We start from the raw sequence: 21503 nt of genomic DNA on the forward strand, positions 1-21503 counted from the left end.
ATAGCCCTCCTTCAAGGATGAACAATGAGATCAAATCCCTCTCATTGTACCCGAGCCCAAGCCATAAAGCTACGCTTCTGTCTGAGTGGTAATCTCATCTATAAAAGACTGCAAGGTACTGGTAACGAAGGCCTCCTTACGGCGGATAAACACCGTTGTCACTTCATTGTAAGGCTCAGGGATGGCATGACCGCACACAAGACCTTGAGCCACCAGCCCGCTGATCGAGGATTCGGGGAAAACGGTCATTCCAATGCCTGCCGCTACACTGCCGATAATTGTCTCAAATGTCCCAAACTCCATGATCCGCTTGGGGATAATCCCCTCCATTTTGAGCCAGGTTTCCAGTCTTCCCCGATAGCCGCAGCCTTTTTTATATACCAGGAGCGGACGAGTTGTAAAATCGTCAACCGAAAAGTCATTTCCTTGAGATACGAGGACCAGCTTTTCCTGAAATACATCAAACTGTTCAATGAGCGGATGCTTGACTGGTCCGGTTACAAAGGCTCCATCCAGTCGCATTTCTGCAACCTCCTGCACCAGTGATTCCGTAACCCCGGCCTTGAGGGACAACTCGACATCCGGGTACTTACTGTAGTAAGCATGTAAAATGGCTGGAAGGGCAATGACAGTCTCCACGATACCAATCTCCAGCACCCCTGAAGGTGTAGAGGTATTCTGAAACGCATGCTTCATTTCCTCAAATTGCGATAAAATGCTTTTCGTATATTGCAGCAGACGCTTGCCCTCAGCATTGAGGATCATCCCCCGTTTATGTCTATAAAATAAAGGCGTCTGCAGTTCCTTTTCCAGCAGCTTGATTCTGGCCGTTACATTGGACTGGACGTAGCTAAGCTCGGCTGCAGCCTTGCTGACACTGCCATGTGCAGCCACCGTCTGGAAAATGTTTAAATCGTTCAGATCCACTACTGTTCCCCCTTATTGTGAAGGGCAAGGACCACCAAAATTGACGCGCCTTGTCACTTATCATCATTTTAAATGATCATAATGTTTATTTTCAATCATTTTACCAACAGCTTCCTATCCTTTATGATGTGTCCATAAGATATGTCTGCTGAGACCGGCAAGGAGGAGCTTTTGTACACCATGAACAAACAGATCATGACCGGATCTTTACTATGCCTGATCGCCAGTATGTCCTGGGGGGCGATGTTTCCGGTTTCGCACATTGCATTACAGCATATTAATCCACTGTACTTTTCATTTTTGCGCTATTTATCGGTTACACTCATATTAATAGTGCTATTGTGGCTCAAAGAGGGACGGACTGCATTTCGCTTTGAGGGCAAGGGCAAGGTGTTATTGTTCTTCGGAACTATGGGATTTACCATTTATAATATGGCCGTTTTCCAGGGACAGCACGCGATGGGGGCAGCAGGTACCCTTGTAGCTGCTATTATGGAAGTGCTAATGCCGATGATCTCCATTGCGATGGTGTGGATCATGACCCGTAAAATGCCTCCAAAATATACATTAATCAGCATGTTGATTGCGCTGGCTGGGGCATTACTGGTTATCACGAACGGCAAATGGACCTTTTTCACGCTTGCCGGACAACATCTATTGGCGCTGCTGCTTATTTTCGTGGGTGTCGTCGGTTGGGTCGTATATTCCATGGGAGGCAGTCATTTTGCAGGGTGGTCTACTCTTCGATATTCAACCTTGACCTGCCTGCTTGGAACTCTGGTTTCTTTTGTAGTCGTGACCTTTGCCTCTGCTTTCAACTGGATTGCAGTGCCGGATTGGCAGCACGTATGGTCAGTCAAATACGAAATGAGCTTTATGATCCTGCTTCCAGGGCTAGCGGCCTTGCTGAGTTGGAATGCCGGAATCCGCAAGCTGTCTCCGCTAAACGGTATTCTATTTATTAATTTTGTACCGATTACCACGCTGGTACTTATGTATTTTCAAGGCTATGCCATTAGCCGTTTTGAACTGTACGGGACTGTACTGGTCATTTTCGCACTGATTCTGAACAATATGTTTCAGAGAAGCTCTCTGCGTCCGTCCAACAGCTCACGGGGTGCCCGTTTCCGTCTGAATCGCCGCAAGTCGTTCAACGGTGACTTCTAACCCTGCGAACCAAAGTTATGATAAAACATCAAAAAAAGCGCCTGGATACGGAATATAACCTCCGGTATCCGGGCGCTTTTTATCATTTCAGGATTTTTTTTCAACCTGGAAACGTCCAACCAGTTCGCGCAGCTCCTCTGCCATTTGGCTCAGGTCTGCTGTGGATGAAGCAATTTCCTCGATGGAAGCCAGCTGTTGCTCAGCCGCCGCTGAGATCGACTCGGTGTTGCTCGCTGCCTCGTCCGAGATGTGGGAAATATCGCTCATAATATCTGCGACGCCTACAGTCCCCCGTGCCATTTCCTGAGTCACTCCGGTAATATCATGGATATGCCCCATCGCGCGTTCGACAGCCTGACTGATTTCCGCAAAGGAATGCTCGGATGTGGTTACCGAATCAATACCTTCCGTCACCCGTACCCGCGCTTGTTGCATCGCGCCCAAAGCATGGTTCATATCCACCTGCATCGCTTCAATGCGCTCCGAAATCAAGGTAGCCGATTTGGCAGATTCCTCAGCCAGCTTGCGTACCTCTGTAGCAACCACGGCAAATCCTTTGCCATGATCCCCAGCGCGTGCGGCCTCAATGGATGCATTCAATGCCAACAAATTAGTCTGTTTGGCAATACCAGATATAACACTGATAATATTCACGATTTCACCGGAGCGCTCACTCAGGGAGTCCATAGCTTGTCCAAGATCATGAACAGTCTCGTCGATATCATGCATTTTCTGTACAGCCTGCGTAGCAGCCTTGCTACCTTCCTGTGCTGACTCGGCGTTCATCTTCACATGTTCAGATACACCCACCATACGCTCGGATACATCCGCTGCTTGCTGAGCCAGTCCCTCCATACTCACAGAGCCATGCTTGACGCTTTGCAGCTGACGTTCGCTGCCTACAGCTACTTCCTGAATAGCAATAGTAACATGCTCAATAGCTTGGGTCGTCTGATCTGCACCCGCAGCCAGTTCTTCCGCTGAAGAACTTACCCGATCTGTCGTTTCGCGTACGCTTCGAATCATCGTGCGCAAACTATCCACCATGGTTTGAAAGTGAGCAGATAGCTCGCCTACCTCATCTGTTTTTCCAGTTTCCAAATCACCCGTCAAATCTCCTTCGCTGATTCGTTCTGCTGATTTTTGCAGCTTACGAATCGGTACCAGAACAGAACGGGTAATCAGGAAAATCGCGATAAGCGCAATTACCAACGAGGCAGCCAGCACAAAAATGGTTACATAACGCATGGCAGCGGTGGCATCGCTAATCTCGGATTGATAGAAGGTACCTGCGATTTTCCAGCCGGTATCCTCATTCGTTACATAGGTCAAATATTTCTCGCGGCCTTCATGCATATATTTAAAATTCCCGCTCGGCGCAGTATACAACCTGTCAAGCGAATTCTCCTGAGGAGATGAACCCGCTTTAGCCGTAGGATGGACCACGAATTTCTTCGTATGATCCAAAATGATGATATACCCCTCTTGGCCTACTTTGATGGAGGCCAGTTTACGTACACTTTCCAGATTCAGAGAGATTCCGATCACGCCAGACTGATCGGAAAGCGTCTGAGATACGATAACTACAGGAATACCTGAAGAATTGATGATAACCGGGGTGATCGCTACCTTGCCCGGTTGCTTCATCGCTTCGATGTACCACGGTCGTTTGCGAGGATCAAATGTCCCTTCGTCCTTTTTGGGCACCCCCCGGATCATCAGCCCCTTCGGTGTTCCCACAAAAATATCCTTCGCGTCTTCGTGTAAGCCTATGTATTGGATCAGCTTGGGCTGAATCAAGGGACTATTTGGTCCGTCAATCATCGAACCGTCGAGGCGTTCCGCCAAATATCGCACATCTTCAATTTTACTGGCGATTGCATATTCAATCACGGAGTTAGCCGTCGTTACCCCCTGATTTGCACTGCTGTAAAGCTGTTTTTCCATAGCATTATATGATGATTCATAGGTTGCAATGGAAATACTTAAACTTGGAATCAGCAAAACAAGTAAAAAACCTAAAATCAACTTGTTCCTGAGTGTCCATATGGTCTTTCTTTTTCGCGTTGTTGCCATGTATCTTTCTTCCCCTTTGCTCAAAAAGCGATATTATTTCATTACATTTCATGTAAGTTATATCGGCAGAAAGTAGCAAATCATTTACAAAGAATTTTCATAAAAGAGCAAAACAAAAACCGCATCCTATGAGACTAAGGATGCGGTAATATGAACATTTAGACCTGCACGTTACTATTTTCAGCCTTTTTACGGCCAAACAACTGATCCACCGCCAGAAAACGCCCACCGACAAGGGCTTGCTGAAGACTGGTGAACAAAATCAGGAGATCAAATTCAATCGAGCCAAAAGGCTGTCCTTTTTTTGCAGTCAGCAATACACCGATCATTACGATGGTCAATGCCGCTCCAGCCAGTCGTGTTCCGATACCCAGAACCAGTGCAATCCCTCCAACCAACTCAACCGTAGCGACCACAGGGGCCATCCAGCCAGGGAGTCCGAGGCTCTGGAAGAATCCGGAGGTTCCGTCTAGTCCCTGAAACTTTTGTGCACCGTGAACGATAAAAATAACTCCTGTAAAAATTCGTACCAATAACAATCCAATATTCGCAAGCGTTTGATTCATAAGCTCATCTCCTTTAAGTTGTATACCGATTAGATAATTAACACTACAAAATGTAGTGTTATACATATCAAGAACCGGTAGCGCACAAGGCGCCACCTTCTATGATACATATTGCCAAACTAGATTAACGCCAGTGTAAACATAAGCGTTAACATGACGAGTACATAGCCTGAAAACATAATTGAACGCCAAGGCATCTGAATGGTCGGCTTTTGTTGAGGGTCTAGAATACGTGAGATACGATAATTAATGGACGTCTCTGCAAAAGAGGAACAAGCGGCGGAGTTTACCAGACGGGCATTAGCGGGTGTCATACTCAGAAGCTTGAGCAATGCGCTCCCAATTCCAACCGGTGAACCGGCTCGATGAATCGCTTCGTTGTCCGCCAAGATTTCACGGGCCGTCTTGTAATGGTTGGTAATGTGACGTAGCACCGGCAAGTAAAACAGCTGTGTAGCGCACATTTGCAGGAACCAGGTCTTCAATGGATCATAATGCTTCATATGATAGGCTTCATGGTATATAACCGCTTCTTCCTCATGCTTGTCCAGTACGGACAACAGTGCAGAGGACAATACAATTCGCGGCTTCCATAAACCCATGGTGAAGGCAGCAGGCTTGGCATAATCAATGACCCAAATTCGATCGGTCCCGAGTTCGCGATATCGCTCACCCAGTGCTTCGGTCAACGGCAGGTCGCGCATTCGATGCAGTCTGCGGAAAGCCGCCCTGGTAGCCATGCACTGTCTGACTGCTTCTCCTCCGGCGATACCGAAGGTTACAAAAACCAGTCCACTGAGCGCATCCACCATGTAGCCGATTCCGTAGTGCTGCAACAAACTTCTGCAAATTTGAAACACGTTAAAATTCAATTTCCAGCCGAAAACATGCTGCCCGGCGTACATCCCCATCTGCATAAGGGCAAAACCCGAAATCAAGGCGCCTGCTGTAAACAGTAATTTAGAACGTGTTTTCCACATCGTCTACATATCCTTTTTCCATTGTTTAATTTTTTGTTCCAAACGTTCAATTAAAATCGGATCAGCTACTTCCAGAGCATCAATCATATGGTTGACAGCAAGCGGACCAAATTCATCCACCAGTTCGTGACTCAGCTCTTTGGATTGCTCATCCATAAACTCTTCTCTGCTTAAAACAGGACGGTATAAGGACGTTCTCCCGCGTATACTTTTGCTCAAAATCCCCTTTTCCACTAAACGGTTCATCACGGTCATTACCGTATTGAAGTTAAAGTCCCGATCCCCCTCCAATGCGGTCTGCACTTCTTTGATACTACGATCCGAAGTGGACCATAAAATATCCATGATTTTGGCTTCCAGAGGCCCGAAAAATCGGTTAAGTCCGGTTTCGCCAGCTTTAAAATTCAGTCGTTTCATAAGAAGCACCTCACACTACCGATTGTAGTGTATGTATCCTGATAAAGTCAACTGTCACACCTAGTGTCAGCTTCAGGCACCGTATACAAACCGCCGAATGGTATTCATCCGGCGGAATTTATCGATATTCATAACTTTCCGTTTAATCTGCCAATCTGTATCCTACACCTCTTACGGTTGCTATATATTCAGGCTCCGCAGGTCGATCGTCCAGCTTCTTGCGCAAACTTTTGACATGCACATCTACAACATTGCTGCCGCCGACAAAATCGGTTTCCCAGATATCATGCATCATTTGCTCGCGCGAGATCACTTTTCCTTGAGAATCTATCAGCTTCAATAGCAAATCGTATTCCGTTTTGGTTAGATTCAATAGATTCTCTTCCTTATATACCAACATTTTATCACGGTCAATCCAGATATCCTTGAACACCGTACGCTGACTGGTTTGCGCTGCCTGGCGGGAAATCACCGGATGACGCACAATCATCCGCTCAATGTCATGCACCATTTGGTTGGATGCTAGTGGCCATATCAGTACCTCTTCCGAAGGAAGCAGCTCATGCGCACGTAAAGACATCCGATCCTGAACCACATACATGACTGGTGTGTCTTTCATATATTCATGCTCAAGATCATTGCGGATACTCAGCAATTCACGCCGTGGATCAGTGGCGGTCAAATCGTAAATCAAGAGGTCGCTCCCCAAATGACGCTGCACTTCAGGCTCCCAGCGATGGAAGACCATTACGTCAAAACACGCATCTGACAACGTACGCACCACACCGTGGACTACACCCGGTACGGAACTGATCAGGATGATGCGACGCGTGGTCGGACAATACAAAGGTTCATTAGAAGGAACGGTCTGCACCGCAGGTGTAGACGGGTTAGACAACATTGATGTCCAACTGCCCTTCACCCGTCTAGGCATGTCAGCCACTTTAATACGATTCGTTACTTGATTCGCTTGCTTTGACATTCCTTACACACTCCTCCGAATACGACATGGGCATGGGCAATCGTATATCCCGTTTCATGCGCAACCGTATCAATCCAATCGTGTGGGACTTCACTCATCACTTCATCTACTCGGCCGCATACCTGACAAATAATATGCTGATGATCGTCCATCCGACCATCATAACGACTAGCAGCTTCCCCTAGTTTCAGCTCACGGATTAATTCCTTATCCGTTAAATAACGTAATGAATTATAGACCGTTCCATAGGCCAGATTATATCCGCGCTCCATCAGCCGATTCATAACATCGGCAGCAGTAGGATGATCGTGAGCCTCACGGACCACATCATATACCGCTTGGCGCTGCGAAGTTAAATTTAAAGTTCTCATACCGCATCTCCCTTAACCAACGCAGATTATATTTATTACAAACTTATAATCACAATAAAAATTAATTTAGAATAAGTATAAATCTTAATTTATTTCAAGTCAATGAGATCGGATAAATTGTGCCGCTTTGCAACACAATGTATACATGATATACATTCAGCTCATGGAGGGATGTTTGATGAAAACACTTTGGATATTCATACTTTTTATGCTGCTAATGCTTGGGACAAGTGTGTCGGTAAAGTGGCTTTTTGGTGTTCATCATCCTTGGGAGCCTGTTTCATTGGCTTTTCGCACGATGCGACCATCAGAATATATTGTGCTGGTGGGAATGCTCATGGTGCTCCTTATAAATGTAGGCAAAAAGCCAATAGGAAATGCATTTCGCTTCCTGTTCTCACAATGGTCACGTTTCCTCAAAGTTTCAGCTTCTTCCTCTGCTTCTCCGCAAGAGAGCCAGCAGAAAGAACAAACAAGGAATAACGTAAACAAATAATGGATGAACATAGATGAGGGACAGTCGTCCAAATTCAAAGTGCTCACTCAGGTTTGTTGCCCCTATCTGTGACCATAGTAAAACAATAATACCGCAAGGTAAGAGCACTTTTCGGTACGGTAAACCAAATATATCCGATATCGCCAACACTGCTGCATAAGAAAACAAGGCCACTTTAAAAAAGTCTCCGATAATAATGGACATCAGTACAATAACATCTGGACGCTGCACATATTCCGAAAGCTGCACGTTCTGGAATGTACTTAATAATGGAAAAATAGAACGCTCTGTTATATCGGTCCCCAGCACAGTTACATTTAATATTGCGACTTCAACTAAAATAGTGCCTCCAGCTAAAATACTTATATATCCAGCTTTGGTGATCTGTGAAGGCCTTTTTACAGAAGGGACAAACATCATAAAACAAATCAGCTCACCAAAAGGAAAAGCCAAACGATCCCTTAGGGCTGACATGAGTACAGGTTTAAAACCCTTACTCATGACGGGCATCAGTTCTTCAAGATGAACACTGCCCGATAAGAGCAATAATGTATTTCCCAAAAGCATAACGATGAGGATTACTACAAAAAACACCTGTCCCGTACGGGCCAGTACTTCAAAGCCAAGCCAGAGGACATAGATTGCACAGAGAATCATCAGAAAAGCCACGACTAGGCTCGGTGTTTTTTCCAGTACAGACACACGAACCAGTTCAGTCTCATCACGTAAATTTCTACTGGTCAAATACAAAAAAAACAGAATGTACAGTACCCCTATTGCCGTTCCACCCTTATTCCCTACCAATTGACGAGCATAGGTAGTCAACATTTGGCCGGGGAATCTCTCTGCCGTGTAGGTGTACATCCGGAACAATACCATTCCGACCAGCATAGCAATAGTCTGAGCAATCCAAGTATTCCTTTCATATTCACTATCCATATTAATAATGACTGCATTTCCTAGAATAAAATGGAACATCAGAATGAGCATTTGTCCGGTACTGATGTATGTTTTATTGGCAAGACGATGACTCATGGGGCATTCTCCTCTATTTTTTTATTCCGGGTCTTTTTCAGCCACGATACAATTAGAAGTAAGAGTGGAAAAAACACGGCAAATATCGGAAACAGCCATTTCAGTACAAACTCGCCTGTTTCAAGGTGATCTTGATAACCCAGTGCCATTAATACACAAGAGACTAACATGATCAGCCCAAATGGCAGAATCAGTTTATGGTAGGATATTCTCAATACATCCTCTGCCGCTTTAACTGCGGCATAATAAAAGATGAAGATTTTGAAAAAATCAAAAATTATAACGCTCATCACGCCGATCACATCGACTCTGTCGATAAAATCAGATATTTCGACCTTGCTGATCATAGAGAGCAAAGGGTAAGTAGCCCGTCTGAACACGTCCTCTCCTAGTACAAGTACATTGGACAGCGTAACAACAGACAGGAGTAGCCCTCCAAACAATATAGCAGAGACCCCTACCCCATTGGCACGATAGCCTTTTTTTAAGGTGGGAAGAATCATCGCAAACGTAACCATCTCGCCGTACGGTAGCATTACGGCCTGCGAATAAACTACTTGCCATATCCGCTGCCAGCCATGCTCGGCTATGGGCAATATATTGCCCACATCCACAATGCCTGCCAACAAAATCAACATATTAGTAGCGAGACCCAGCAGCAGTAGCAAAATCAACATGATAATGGCCGTCCGGCCTGCAACCTCAATTCCCAAATACACCACATACATGACAAGTACAACCATTAAGCCACAGATGACTGTCAACGGCGTATGCTGAAGTGTACGGTCAGCAATCAGGATCCCCGTGTCCCTAAGATCCCGTGCTCCGCCGTAGAGAAAAAACACGATATATAAAAAAGCAAGCGCGCTCCCTGCTTTCTTGCCCAAAAGAGCTCTGCAGTATTGTGTCATAAGCAAATCAGGAAAACGTCGGTGCAGGCTGCCATAGCATACAAAAAGCAATGCCCCAACAATCGTGGAAATGAGGATGGCGATCCATGCATCCTTACCCGCATCCCTTCCGGGAATAGACATCATGGATGTGCCCAATTCAAACAGCACCATGAGAGAGATCATTTCTTTTGAACTTATCTGTGTCTTCTTCATCGCCTTCCCCCTTCCTGATTTCACTAGTCGGCTTCTCCCCTTGAGTACGGGTTGGTTCGCGACTGTGTATGCTTCAATACCGAAGTCACCTGAACACGAACGGTGCTTTCTGCAAAATAACGGCTCCAATCGGAAGAGAGCCTTTTCCATTGTTTTGGGTATCTCCTCTCAAGTGCAAGACCTAAGCCGAACACATCGCTGCCAGTACGCTGAACCTCTTTGACGGTTGATAAAATGACGCGTTTCGTTTCCTCTGCCCATTGCTCCTGCAATCGTTTGATAACCTCTGAACTTTTCAGGTTAATGGAACATTCAGCTTCCTGTATTGCTCCGGTCTGCTTCAAATGAATTACAAAAACAGGCTCCCCTCGCTCCATCTGACTGTCTATATGGGTTTTAGAGAACAAGGTTTCAATACTAACGGTTTCCCCTTTCTTATCACAACTCAATGTTGTTTCCGCACTTTTCACTTTGTTATTAATCAAAGACAGTCCAACTGCTTGGTCATCGTCCAACCAGCGGACAAGGCGATCTTTTTGGAATACTCCCATCCCATTAATGTGAACAACTGCTTCCGGTAAGACATTGTCCACATTGTCCTTCCGTGAGGCCTGCTCCAAATTGCCGCTCACCTCTACGCCCGTAAGCACAGGACCGCTCCCTTTACTGGACATGCTGCGAATGACATCATCGACACTCACCGCGTAATCCCCAGCGTACAAATTTTGAGATAATTCCAGCTTTCCTGAAATATCATTAGCGGGAATGCGGCCGATCGCAGTCATGGTTGCCAGTACATCCTTTCCAGTTTCACCGCGCGCTATCAGCATTTTCATCGTCAGACGGGTTTCCGTATACCTTTCCAGAAAATCCAGCGTGTCGCCAATTCCATGCCGTGCCAGTTTTTCTCCGATGACGACCAATCTGGCATGCGCCAGAGAAATAGTCCGTGGGATCCTCTGTGAAGCTTTGCGAATCGCTTGAAACAGACTTTTGCCCTTTTCCCGATACAAAACGACAGGGGTATCTCCTCTCGCTTTGGCTCCAGCGATTTCATCTGCCACGATCACCTGCAGGGAGACCTCATATTCTGACTCCCCCGCCATATCAATTCCTATTCCCGCTACTACGGCTCGCTGGTTTAACTCCACAGAATCCCAGCAACCGGATAACAATGGAGCGAACAGAAGCAAGACCAAACACAGTCCTGCTATTCTCCCCTTAAAGGTTACAGCACTTTGTTCATTCCTCTTCCCCTGATACACCCTGATTGCCCCCCTCCTGCATCGGTGTGGTTTTATCAGATGAGGAAATCCTGCTTCCATCCTTCATTCGATTCTGATTCTTAGACGTAATGCTTTTAGGACGTTTCTTCATCATCCAGAATGGGAGTCGCAATACGGCATCCTTTTGACTCTCCAGCACAAAAGGACTAAAAGGTGCCATGTAGGGCACCCCGAAGGAACTCAGACTGTTCATATGAGCAATTAGCGCAATCAGCCCCAATGTAATGCCGTATAGGCCCATGAACGCAGACAGGATCATGAAAATAAATCGGCACAATCTCCCGGCTACTGCCATGTTGTAGGCTGGGATTGCGAAACTGGCTATCCCCGTCAGGGCTACTACAATCGTGAGCAGCGGGGTGACAATTCCGGCTTCCACAGCCGCTTGACCCAGCACAAGCGCTCCTATAACGGATACCGTTTGGCCACCCGCACGCGGCATTCGGATACCTGCCTCACGCAAAATCTCAAAGGTGATCTCCAGAATTAACGCCTCTAGAAATGCCGGAAAAGGAACGGATTCCCGCTGAGCTAATATGCTAATCAGCAATGGAGTCGGTATCATTTCATAATGATATGTTGTTAAAGCAATGTAGAGAGAAGGCCCTAGAATAAGAATAATGAAGCTGATATATCTAATGAGCCGAACAACAGTCGCCATATCGTAACGCTCTTCATAATCCGAAGAGTTCTGGAAAAATTGAGCAAACACTGTGGGCATCACCAATACAAACGGATTTCCGTCTATAATGAGCGCCACTCGACCCTCCATAATATTGCTGCTGATGGTATCAGGTCTTTCCGTGTTAAAGATCGTTGGGAAGGGTGTGAAATGATTTTCTTGTATCATCTCCTCAACCATGCCGGACTCAAATATAGCGTCAATGTTGATGCTTTCTATCCGTTTACGAACCTCCTCTACGACACGTGGATTCGCAATATTCTTCATGTATAGCATGGCCACATTCGTGAGAGACGTGCTTCCCACTTGAAACATTTCCAGTGTAAGATCAGAGCTTTTAATCCGTCGCCGAACCAGAGAAATATTCGTGAACAGAGATTCCACAAATCCATCTTTTGGTCCTCTGACGACTGTCTGGGTTGTTGGCTCGCTGACAGCGCGTGTCTCTCCCCCACGTGTACCGCACGCAATGGCTTTTTCGCAGCCTTCCAATAAGATGATTGTGTCCCCCATTAACAATTGCTTCATCATGGAATTCCAATCATCACAGTCCTTCACTTCTCCAAGTGCAAGCGCGTGACTCTGTATTTTTGTGTACAGCGCCTCTGCGCTCTCCACCTCCACAGCTACCTCAGCAGATGGGCGGCTAAGCATGGATTTCATGATGAGTTCATTCACCGTATCCGTTTTGGCCATACTATCTAGAAACACAATAGCGGCGGGGACATCCGCCCTAAGGCCCACTTTAAAGCGGCGAATCAGAAAGTCTGGGCTATCTGACGTCAACTCCTTAACTTGCTGCAAGTTGGTTTCCAAACAAGCCTCGATTTTTAAATAGCGCGGAGAATTTCCATTCTTCTTATCCACACCCGATTTTCTATTATGTTTGCGATAGGGATAGCGAATCATGAGCAAACCTCCTCTCCAAATGGCAACAGTACACTACCTATTTCCTAATTAATGTATCTTTGGAGTATGCGCAATCTGTTCCCAGTTATGCACCAAGCACTCGATCGAAACGTTTTAAGCAAACCCAGCGTAATAAATTTGAATAAATTTTTAATTTTTTAAGCCTAATGTCAGTTCTTTTTGATAAAATGAAGGAATATGCCTCTCGGGAGGGTTAACATCTTGTTTAGTACGTTTTTTGTAAATACCTGTATCCTTGTCACCTTTTTGTACATAACCGGTCTTGTTTCACAAAGGTATAAAATCCGTCTACACACCTTAACGCATAAGGTACATTGGATTGGTGGCGCTCTTTTTGGGTGCTATGGCATTGTTATCATGTACTACTCCATTCCAGTAGGATTTAATACCATCGCTGATCTTCGACATCTGGCTATCGTAGCTACCGCAACTTATATCGGCGCCCCAGCTGCGCTTATGGCAACGCTTTTTATATGTTTAGGCAGACTATTGCTGTTTGGTATCAACACTCAAGCCATCGTAGGCGCCATTTTTATGCTGCTCGCTGGTCTGGGGTGTGCTGTACTGTCACATTTATCCTGGTCGCGTTTACCCAAGCTGATTATGATGAATGTTTTTGCTTTGGGCATTATATTCTGTCCCCTTATGATAAATTTGAAAAATCTCGATGATGTTCTGCACGTGTATCCGCTCCAATTCTTCATTTCCATGGTCGGCGGATGTCTTCTGTACCTCATTGCTGAATCTATCAACACATCCAATGAGCTGTTACTTCGACTGGAGCATACCTCCTACACAGACCATCTCACTAATTTAAGCAATAGAAGACAGCTTGAGTTCTCATTGGAAGAACAGCTCCCTCAAGCTCGTCAACGTCATGAGCACTTATCTGTACTGGTGTTGGATATTGATCACTTCAAGGAAGTCAACGATACCTACGGACATGCCGCAGGCGATGCAGTGCTGCGTCAGCTTGGGCAGATTTTAATGGAAAAGTGCCGTACTAATGATGTAGTCACCCGCAGCGGGGGAGAAGAATTCACCGTACTTTTGCCGAATTGTGCTTTTCGGCAAGCATTACGCATAGCTAATCAGATTCTTAGCGGAGTAAATCAGTACGAGTTTGTTTTAGCCGACGGACTTATTCTTAAAGTCACCGTGTCCATCGGCGTGACCACCTTCCCTGGTACAGGAGAAGATATATCCGGAGCAGCCCTGCTGGAACAGGCGGATAAAGCACTATATGAAGCTAAAAAAGCAGGACGTAATCGGGTTTGCTCCTATGAAATATAATTTGAGGCATGACCTTTACACAGAAATAGCCGATACAACCCTCTCTTGAGGATCGTATCGGCTATTATCCTTTTAAATGAAAAGATGTTAATCCCTTTGGGAAGGTGAGTTGGTATCCTTATCTTCAATATGATTGCAATTCCCTACCACAAGTGATGTACGCTTGGCGAGCGAAGCAAGCGTATGAGATTCCCATACTTCCAGCATACGACGTTCACTCTCAGCTAAAATCTCAGATACGGATATCGCCAACTCCCTGCAAAAAGGGTTCGTCTCCGGTTCATGCATCATCCCCGGGAAAATGGGATCACATATTTCAATGGCGTGGTATATATCAGCAAGTGTAATATGATCCGCCGAACGGGTAAGCACATAACCTCCCTCGCGCCCTTCACGTGCTGCAATCAAATCAGCCTGCACAAGCCGTGTCAGCACCCTGCGCACCAAAGTGACCTCGCAATCAATGGAGCGGGCAATAGAACCGCTGGCACAAAGCTCCCCGTGTTTTTCCAAATAGACAAGCGCCTTTACCGCAATTCCAAGCCATTTGGGCGTTGCGGTGCGTAGTCTTTTTTCATTATTCAAATGAGATGACACCCCTAAGCTGTAGAAACTTCGTTGAATGCATTGTACGTGATGTCAGATGTAAGTTCAAGCCTGAAAGCCGGAACCCTCTGGATCCCTAACGCCCAAAGTAAAATGACCTAGTCGCACTTCTCCACTAAGTGACAGATAAACATCCCGGATGCCGGAGGCTGACTGTACCTTTTCCGAGAGTGTCACCCATGCTTGTGCCCCTCCTGTATTGCCCACATTGATGCGTGCCACAGCTTGGCTGTCTGGCCCATCCAAATGCAGTTCAATGGCTGCATCACTGCTGTTGCCCGACACGCGGCACTGAAACTCGGCTACACTCACCGTATTCATGTCTACGCCATGAAAAGCAATCCAACCAGAACGTTGCGCTGAACGGGGACGTACACAGGCCTCCCTTTGCTCCTTGCTTTCATCCAGCAGGATGTCGAAGCAATCATCAAAGTTTTCAGCTCGTATCCTTGGTCCAGCTTGCCGTGGTGGAATAACTTCACCTCGAACGTACACAGGATGCTCCAATCGAATATCTGCTGAGGAGGCACCTGCCAGCAGTGTATATTCACCCGATTCAACGCAATAACAATCCCGTGTGACATCCCAAATCGCCCAATCCTTTACCCGAACCGTAAAAGAGACCGTTCGCGTCTCACCTGGCTCCAAGCGAATGCGTTGAAATCCACACAGTGTCTTCAACGGGCGCTTTACGCGCGAGGCTTCAGAGCGTACATACAGTTGTACAACCTCTTCGCCAGCAGCTGCCCCCCGATTCGTCACATCTACCCACACCTGGAGAGTTTCCGCAGCGTCAAGTGCAACCATAGATTTAACGTTATCCTTATGGGCGTCTGTATGCAGATCACTATATTCAAATGGCGAATACGTTAGCCCATGTCCAAATGAATATAACGGTTCCCCTTCAAAATATTGATAGGTACGGCCGCCACGGATAATATCATAATCTCTGATATCACCCAATTGATCCTCATTCTGAACCCAGGTCATGTTCAGACGCCCTGCGGGTGCGTAATCTCCAAACAATACATCCGCTATGGCTGTACCATGCTCTTGTCCCGCATGAGACGTATATACGATCGCTGGAATATGCTCTTGAAGCCAAGGAATCGCAAAAGGATAGCTGCCCGTCAGAACCACAATCGTATTCGGATTGACGCGATATACTTCCTCGATAAGTCGCTGCTGGGAAGCAGCCAGTTCCAAGCCTGGGCGATCATTCTCTTCCTTTCCGTTAATGAGCGGGTGATTTCCAACGAATACAATCGCTGTATCTGCCGCTTGCGCAGCGGCTATCGCCTCCGCCAAGCCATCCGATACCGACTCTATACGGAAAGTCGTATGGTTGGAGTCTGTGGCGCTAAGTGCAGGAGTTGCGGATTCCATCACCTTTAAGGAGCCTTCCGTTCCTGCGATCACTGGCTTACCGTTCCATGTGGTCCACAGATGCTCCCCTGTTTCCACAGGAGTCAGTCCAAAGACCTCTTTAACATACCAGCCATACGCTTCAGCAGCCGTCACGCGAAGCGTCTCCTCATCGCTCGTCACATAGGTACCCAGATGTTCATCATGCAGTGTCACGCTGCCATAGCCCCAATCTGTCATGGTCAATACCGTTGGCTCTCCATCCTGGGACAAGCGCATATCGCCAGAAGAATTAACTATGAGCTTCGCGCCATCAGTCGATGCTGTCAAGGTCACACGATCTTTGGCATCGGAGTACACGACACGTTCCTCCGCGCCCCTGCTTTCCAACTTGGCACGAATCGCCTCCAGCGGTGTAACCCGGTAAGGCAGCGTACCGGAATACCAGTCGCGGAACACCTCATTGCCATGCAAACCAATGACCGCTACTTTGCCACACTGGGCAGGGTTCAATGGCAAAAGTTCCTGCTCATTTTTGAGCAGTACGATCTGCTCCCTCGCCGCACGCAACGACAATGCACGGGCTTGCTCTGTCATTAAAGCCTCCTCCCCGATGGAGGCATAGGGATTGTCTGCCGCCGGATCAAATTCCCCCAAACGAAAACGAACACGGAACGTATGGAACAATGCCCGATCCAAGTCCTCTTCTTGTAGCGAGCCCTGCTCCAAAGCTTCTCGAATCGCCTGCTTGGAGAGCTCTGCATCATCGGTAATGCTGTCAATTCCAGCGCGAATAGATTCAGCCACGCCCGGCGTATGGGAATCGTAATATTGATGGTCGTTTACAATCCCCATCACATCACCCGCATCACTTACGACAAAGCCGTCCATTCCCCATTCGCCTCTGACAATATCGTTAACACCATGGTATAACGTAGCAGGCGTCCCGTTAATCAAGTTGTAAGAAGTCATCATCGACTGGGCTCCGCCCTCCGTAAAAGGCTTCTCAAATGCTCTTAGATAATATTCTCGCAGGTTTCGTGGGTCTATGCTGGAGGAGCCAATACCCCGGTCCACTTCATTATTGTTACCTAGAAAATGTTTTAACGTCGCAACCGCTTTCAAATATACCGGATGATCACCCTGTATCCCTTTGACTAACTCCTTCGACAATTCTCCCGTCAAATACGGGTCTTCGCCGTAGGCCTCCTCATTCCTTCCCCATCTTGGGTCACGCTCCATATCCACTGTAGGCGCCCACAGGGTAAGACCGTTCAATTTTGGATCACGACGATAGTAGACACGCGCCTCATCTGCAATAACAGAGCCGATCTGACGCATTAACTCCGTATCCCAAGTACAGGCCAAACCCACAGGCTGAGGAAATGAAGTGGCCTCCCCCAACCAGGCTATCCCGTGTGCTGCTTCCGTACCGTGCTTGTAAGCTGCAACTCCCAAACGGTCAATGGCCGGCTGGTATTGCAGCATAGATTCGATCTTTTCCTCTAAGGTTAGTCGCGACACGAGATCCCGTACACGCTCATCTAGTTGAATCTTCGGATCTTGAAATAAATATTCGATACCCGTTGTTTCATGACTCAAATCCGTCATCTCCTTAGCTTCATTAAGATGATAAAAAGTTATGCACGAAAGCGCTTTAATATATCATAACGAAAAAGGAGTACACCAGCAACAATACCGAAAACATCCTAAATTGGATGAAATACAAACCGCGGCATACGAGAAAAAAAGTTACAATTTCTTTTTCTTATATAAAGCTAAAAATGATATTTTTTGGTATAATCAGGATATATCATTGAAGGAGGAAGCGCTGATGAAAAATACCGGAATGACACGGCCTCTGGATCAGCTGGGGCGAATTGTACTCCCTAAGGAAATGCGCACCACTATGGATATCAATATCGGTGATTCGCTTGAATTCTTCGTAGATGAAGAAGGATTTGTATTAAGGAAATACACGGGTGTCTCCTGCAAATTTTGCGGCGCAGTGGATCATTTAACTTATTTTCGGGACAGCTTTATTTGCGCTGATTGCATCCAGTTATTAAAGAACGATGAACATGTACATGCCACAAGCAATGATGCCATCCAAGCTCAAGAACATACCAAATCGAACCAAGCCAACACTACCTGGCAGCCCAAGCATTCCAGAGTGCAACAAGGTGAAATGGTAAAAAAGCTCCGCAAGCTGATTCAGGAGCATCCGAACCTGCCACAAAAAGTGTATGCAGAAATGCTCGATATTTCCCAAGGCCGTGTGTCCCAACTGAAAAAGCTGCTCTAAACCTTCTAAAAATTTTTTTCCCAATATCATATACGATGTACTCGAAAACCTACTTATTTCACTGTAACTACAATGGCCAGGTGTAGAGTAAGGTGCATATCTGTGGATGTGTCCCTTATTCTATACCTGGCCTTTTCCTGCTTCTCGCCTCTATCAATGTGACAATAGTCACATACTCTCAATGTCTACGTATATACAATATATAGATCGAAATAATTGGTTATCACTAGATATCATCAATATGTTGTTTTTGTGAAAAATATATATTTTTTACTATATGGAGGGTTTTACGATGAAGGTGCTGGAGGAACATCAATTATACGACATCGGTGAGCGAGTCATTGGGGCACAAGATCTGGACATGCTGCGGGAGAATGCAAATTTAAATGGAGAATCGTTTAGCGGTAAAATGAGCAAGCTTGGCTCGGAATATGCCAAATGGTATGCGCGCCTGCGTGTACTTCCGCCTGAATTAACAGACGCGATTGACCATGGGTATGTATATGTTCACGATTTGGACCAATATGCGCTCGGAACTACAAATTGTATCTTTATCCCATTTGGTCGTTTACTACAAGACGGTTTCAATACAGGCAATGGCTCTGTACGCACACCACAAACAATTATGTCTGCTATGGCACTGGTCGCCATCATATTCCAGTCTCAACAAAATAGCCAATTTGGTGGTGTCTCTGCCAATAAAATAGATTGGGATCTAGCTCCATACGTTGCTCGTTCCTTCCGCAAACATCTGCGCAAAGGACTCCGGCTGTTCGAGGAAGAGCTAGACTCCCGTTGGTCTGACGACGAGCTGCATTTAGCCAATACTCACTTGCAAGAGGTCTGCCCTCGTTCATACTCATTTGCCTATGAGGAAACGGAAACAGAAACCCGGCAGGCCGCCGAGTCGCTCATTCATAACCTGAACACGATGAGCAGTCGGGCAGGGGGGCAAATTCCGTTCACTTCACTGAATTACGGGATGTGTACGTCTGCTGAAGGTCGGCTTGTTTCGCAATCGCTGCTGGAAGCCACGATTCGCGGACTGGGCAGCGGGGAAACTCCTATTTTCCCACAACATATTTTCCAATGTAAAAAAGGAGTCAACCAGGCAGAAGGCGATGTCAACTACGATTTGTTCTTAAAAGCGGTAGAATGCTCCAGCAAGCGGATGTATCCCAACTTTGTGAATGTGGATGCTACCTTCAATCTGCCCTATTACCGCGCAGATGACCCGGATACCATCATTGCCACGATGGGCTGCCGTACCCGTACCATTTCTGACCGTTTCGGCAGAAACCGCCAGAGCGGCAAGGGTAATCTCTCATTTAATACTATTAATCTGGTACGGCTCGGGATTGAATATGGTATTTGCACAGGCAAGCGTCTGACACCTGACCGTGACCGCTTTGACGCGAGACTGGAAGAGGTTATGCGAATTGCAGTAGACGGTCTAATCCACCGCTATCATATCCAGACCAGCCAGCCAGCCAAAGCCTCGGACTTTATGATGCGCGAAGGGGTATGGGAAGGCGGAAAAGAACTGGCACCTGATGAGAAGGTGGGAAGCGTCCTAAAGCACGGTACGCTTTCGATCGGATTTATCGGGCTGGCTGAGTGTATGAAAGCATTATACGGAAAACACCACGGAGAGGATGATTTTGTATACCGTGAAGCACAGCGAATCATCACCTCCATGCGCGTGTATTGTGATCGAATGAGTGAACATCACAATCTAAATATTACACTGTTCGCGACACCTGCCGAAGGGCTGTCGGGCAAGTTCACATTGCTGGATCAACGTGACTTCGGAGTTATTCCTGAAGTAAATGACCGGGAATATTACACGAATTCCTTTCATATTCCGGTGTATTACAAGCTCCCGGCTGCTCGTAAAATCAGCTTGGAGGCTCCGTTCCATAATCTATGTAATGCGGGTGCAATTTCATACATTGAGCTGGACGGTAATGCGCGGAATAACCCGGAGGCGTTTCTTAAAATTGTTCAATATGCGCTGCATCAGAACATTGGCTACTTCTCCATCAACCATCCGGTGGATCGTTGTACGGAATGCGGCTATGAAGGGATTATCGGGACAAGCTGTCCTCAATGCGGCACAGATGAGGAACACACGCATTTTCAGCGTTTACGTCGGGTAACCGGATATCTGACAGGTGATTATACCGTTCGTTTTAATGCTGCCAAGCAAGCGGAAGTTCGCGACCGGGTGAAGCATAAGTGAATTTGTGCGGCTATATTCCAGAATCTCTGAATGAAGGATACGGCCTGCGCACCGTCGTATTCATTAGTGGTTGCCGCCATGCCTGTCCCGGCTGCTTTAATCCAGCTTCGTGGAACTTCCGCGCAGGGGAGCCATTCACGCCCGAGCGTCAACAGGAGGTCATCCGTGATATCATGGATAATCCGCTGTTGGACGGATTGACTCTCTGCGGGGGAGACCCTTTTTTCTCAGCAGCAGAATGCTCGCAATTTGTACGTGACTTCCGCGCGGCTTGTCCCGACCGAACCGTCTGGGCCTACACAGGCTTTGTCTACGAAGATCTGTTCATGGATCAGGAGCGACAGGAGCTGGCGCTATTGTGTGACGTGATTGTAGATGGCCGTTTTGTTGAACAGCAAAAAGATCTGACCCTCCCCTTTCGGGGCAGCCGTAATCAGCGCCTGATAGATGTGAAAGCCAGTACTCAAGCAGGTTACACCGTTTCATTAGCTTAAAGGCGATGTTCTATTTAGCAAGATGCTATACCAAAGACAAGTCCCCCACGATGGGTTGGGCTTGTCTTTTTTGCATATAACTAACAGATTCCACTCCAGTTTCTATTACTGTTTCTATTGCACATCCTGTGAGTTTCACTTATGATGGTGAACAAGTATACGAGTGCATAATTATTC

At 46.6% G+C, this 21503-nt stretch carries 18 protein-coding genes; 5 read left to right on the forward strand and 13 right to left on the reverse strand.

The window, feature by feature from the left end:
• Positions 1 to 69 precede the first annotated feature (69 nt).
• The gene (locus tag ACUC6J_RS23100) at positions 70 to 927 is read right to left on the reverse strand and encodes a LysR family transcriptional regulator (protein WP_016822786.1); all 858 of its coding nucleotides are present in this window, start codon (positions 925 to 927) and stop codon (positions 70 to 72) included.
• Positions 928 to 1107: 180 nt separating this feature from the next.
• Here ACUC6J_RS23100 and ACUC6J_RS23105 point away from each other — a divergent pair, with 180 nt between their 5' ends.
• Entirely contained in the window at positions 1108 to 2094 is a 987-nt protein-coding gene (locus ACUC6J_RS23105) for a DMT family transporter (protein ID WP_025366067.1), read from the forward strand.
• A gap of 87 nt (positions 2095 to 2181) precedes the next feature.
• On the opposite strand, the gene ACUC6J_RS23110 is transcribed toward ACUC6J_RS23105, so the two are convergent.
• The 10 genes from ACUC6J_RS23110 to ACUC6J_RS23155 form a co-directional block, all read right to left on the reverse strand.
• A complete protein-coding gene (locus ACUC6J_RS23110) occupies positions 2182 to 4170 on the reverse strand; it encodes a methyl-accepting chemotaxis protein (RefSeq protein ID WP_025366068.1) in 1989 nt (662 codons plus the stop codon).
• Positions 4171 to 4328: 158 nt separating this feature from the next.
• Positions 4329 to 4736, reverse strand: coding sequence for a DoxX family protein (locus tag ACUC6J_RS23115; protein ID WP_013373539.1), 408 nt, complete (start codon positions 4734 to 4736; stop codon positions 4329 to 4331).
• A gap of 119 nt (positions 4737 to 4855) precedes the next feature.
• Positions 4856 to 5716 carry a M56 family metallopeptidase gene (locus ACUC6J_RS23120; protein WP_016822783.1) on the reverse strand — a complete coding sequence of 287 codons (861 nt, stop codon included), beginning with the start codon at positions 5714 to 5716 and terminating at the stop codon, positions 4856 to 4858.
• A gap of 3 nt (positions 5717 to 5719) precedes the next feature.
• Positions 5720 to 6133 carry a BlaI/MecI/CopY family transcriptional regulator gene (locus ACUC6J_RS23125; RefSeq protein ID WP_016324858.1) on the reverse strand — a complete coding sequence of 138 codons (414 nt, stop codon included), beginning with the start codon at positions 6131 to 6133 and terminating at the stop codon, positions 5720 to 5722.
• A 142-nt stretch (positions 6134 to 6275) separates the two neighbouring features.
• Entirely contained in the window at positions 6276 to 7115 is an 840-nt protein-coding gene (locus ACUC6J_RS23130) for a response regulator transcription factor (protein ID WP_277507923.1), read from the reverse strand.
• Positions 7091 to 7486: a Fur family transcriptional regulator gene (locus tag ACUC6J_RS23135; RefSeq protein WP_013373543.1), complete on the reverse strand. Its 396-nt coding sequence runs from the start codon at positions 7484 to 7486 to the stop codon at positions 7091 to 7093. The genes ACUC6J_RS23130 and ACUC6J_RS23135 overlap by 25 nt, the downstream gene beginning before the upstream one ends.
• Before the next feature lie 424 nt (positions 7487 to 7910).
• Complete coding sequence (locus ACUC6J_RS23140; RefSeq protein WP_447249476.1) at positions 7911 to 9017, reverse strand: GerAB/ArcD/ProY family transporter; 1107 nt, start codon at positions 9015 to 9017, stop codon at positions 7911 to 7913.
• On the reverse strand, positions 9014 to 10123 hold the full coding sequence (locus tag ACUC6J_RS23145) for a GerAB/ArcD/ProY family transporter (protein WP_025366069.1): 1110 nt from the start codon (positions 10121 to 10123) through the stop codon (positions 9014 to 9016). Before ACUC6J_RS23145 ends, ACUC6J_RS23140 begins: the two co-directional genes overlap by 4 nt.
• A gap of 23 nt (positions 10124 to 10146) precedes the next feature.
• Complete coding sequence (locus ACUC6J_RS23150) at positions 10147 to 11388, reverse strand: Ger(x)C family spore germination protein (protein WP_225164818.1); 1242 nt, start codon at positions 11386 to 11388, stop codon at positions 10147 to 10149.
• The gene (locus ACUC6J_RS23155; protein ID WP_250247967.1) at positions 11366 to 13000 is read right to left on the reverse strand and encodes a spore germination protein; all 1635 of its coding nucleotides are present in this window, start codon (positions 12998 to 13000) and stop codon (positions 11366 to 11368) included. The genes ACUC6J_RS23150 and ACUC6J_RS23155 overlap by 23 nt, the downstream gene beginning before the upstream one ends.
• A 222-nt stretch (positions 13001 to 13222) precedes the next feature.
• Between ACUC6J_RS23155 and ACUC6J_RS23160 the strand changes: the two genes are divergently transcribed.
• Positions 13223 to 14314, forward strand: a complete 1092-nt coding sequence (locus tag ACUC6J_RS23160) for a diguanylate cyclase (protein WP_031462399.1) — start codon at positions 13223 to 13225, stop codon at positions 14312 to 14314.
• 87 nt (positions 14315 to 14401) lie between these two features.
• Here ACUC6J_RS23160 and ACUC6J_RS23165 read toward each other — a convergent pair whose 3' ends face one another.
• Together ACUC6J_RS23165 and ACUC6J_RS23170 are read right to left on the reverse strand one after the other, a co-directional pair.
• Positions 14402 to 14899, reverse strand: a complete 498-nt coding sequence (locus ACUC6J_RS23165; RefSeq protein WP_447249477.1) for an RrF2 family transcriptional regulator — start codon at positions 14897 to 14899, stop codon at positions 14402 to 14404.
• A gap of 66 nt (positions 14900 to 14965) precedes the next feature.
• Positions 14966 to 17887, reverse strand: a complete 2922-nt coding sequence (locus tag ACUC6J_RS23170; RefSeq protein WP_447249478.1) for a glycoside hydrolase family 3 C-terminal domain-containing protein — start codon at positions 17885 to 17887, stop codon at positions 14966 to 14968.
• Between the two features lie 232 nt (positions 17888 to 18119).
• On the opposite strand from ACUC6J_RS23170, the gene ACUC6J_RS23175 reads away from it, so the two are divergent.
• The 3 genes from ACUC6J_RS23175 to nrdG all read left to right on the forward strand — a co-directional run bounded on the left by ACUC6J_RS23175 (position 18120) and on the right by nrdG (position 21326).
• Positions 18120 to 18590, forward strand: coding sequence for an AbrB/MazE/SpoVT family DNA-binding domain-containing protein (locus tag ACUC6J_RS23175; RefSeq protein ID WP_017428580.1), 471 nt, complete (start codon positions 18120 to 18122; stop codon positions 18588 to 18590).
• A 292-nt stretch (positions 18591 to 18882) separates the two neighbouring features.
• Positions 18883 to 20832: an anaerobic ribonucleoside triphosphate reductase gene (locus ACUC6J_RS23180; protein WP_123797756.1), complete on the forward strand. Its 1950-nt coding sequence runs from the start codon at positions 18883 to 18885 to the stop codon at positions 20830 to 20832.
• Complete coding sequence (gene nrdG, locus ACUC6J_RS23185) at positions 20829 to 21326, forward strand: anaerobic ribonucleoside-triphosphate reductase activating protein (protein WP_447249479.1); 498 nt, start codon at positions 20829 to 20831, stop codon at positions 21324 to 21326. The genes ACUC6J_RS23180 and nrdG overlap by 4 nt, the downstream gene beginning before the upstream one ends.
• The last annotated feature ends 177 nt before the right edge of the window (positions 21327 to 21503 follow it).

This window comes from Paenibacillus sp. JJ1683 (assembly GCF_053006485.1).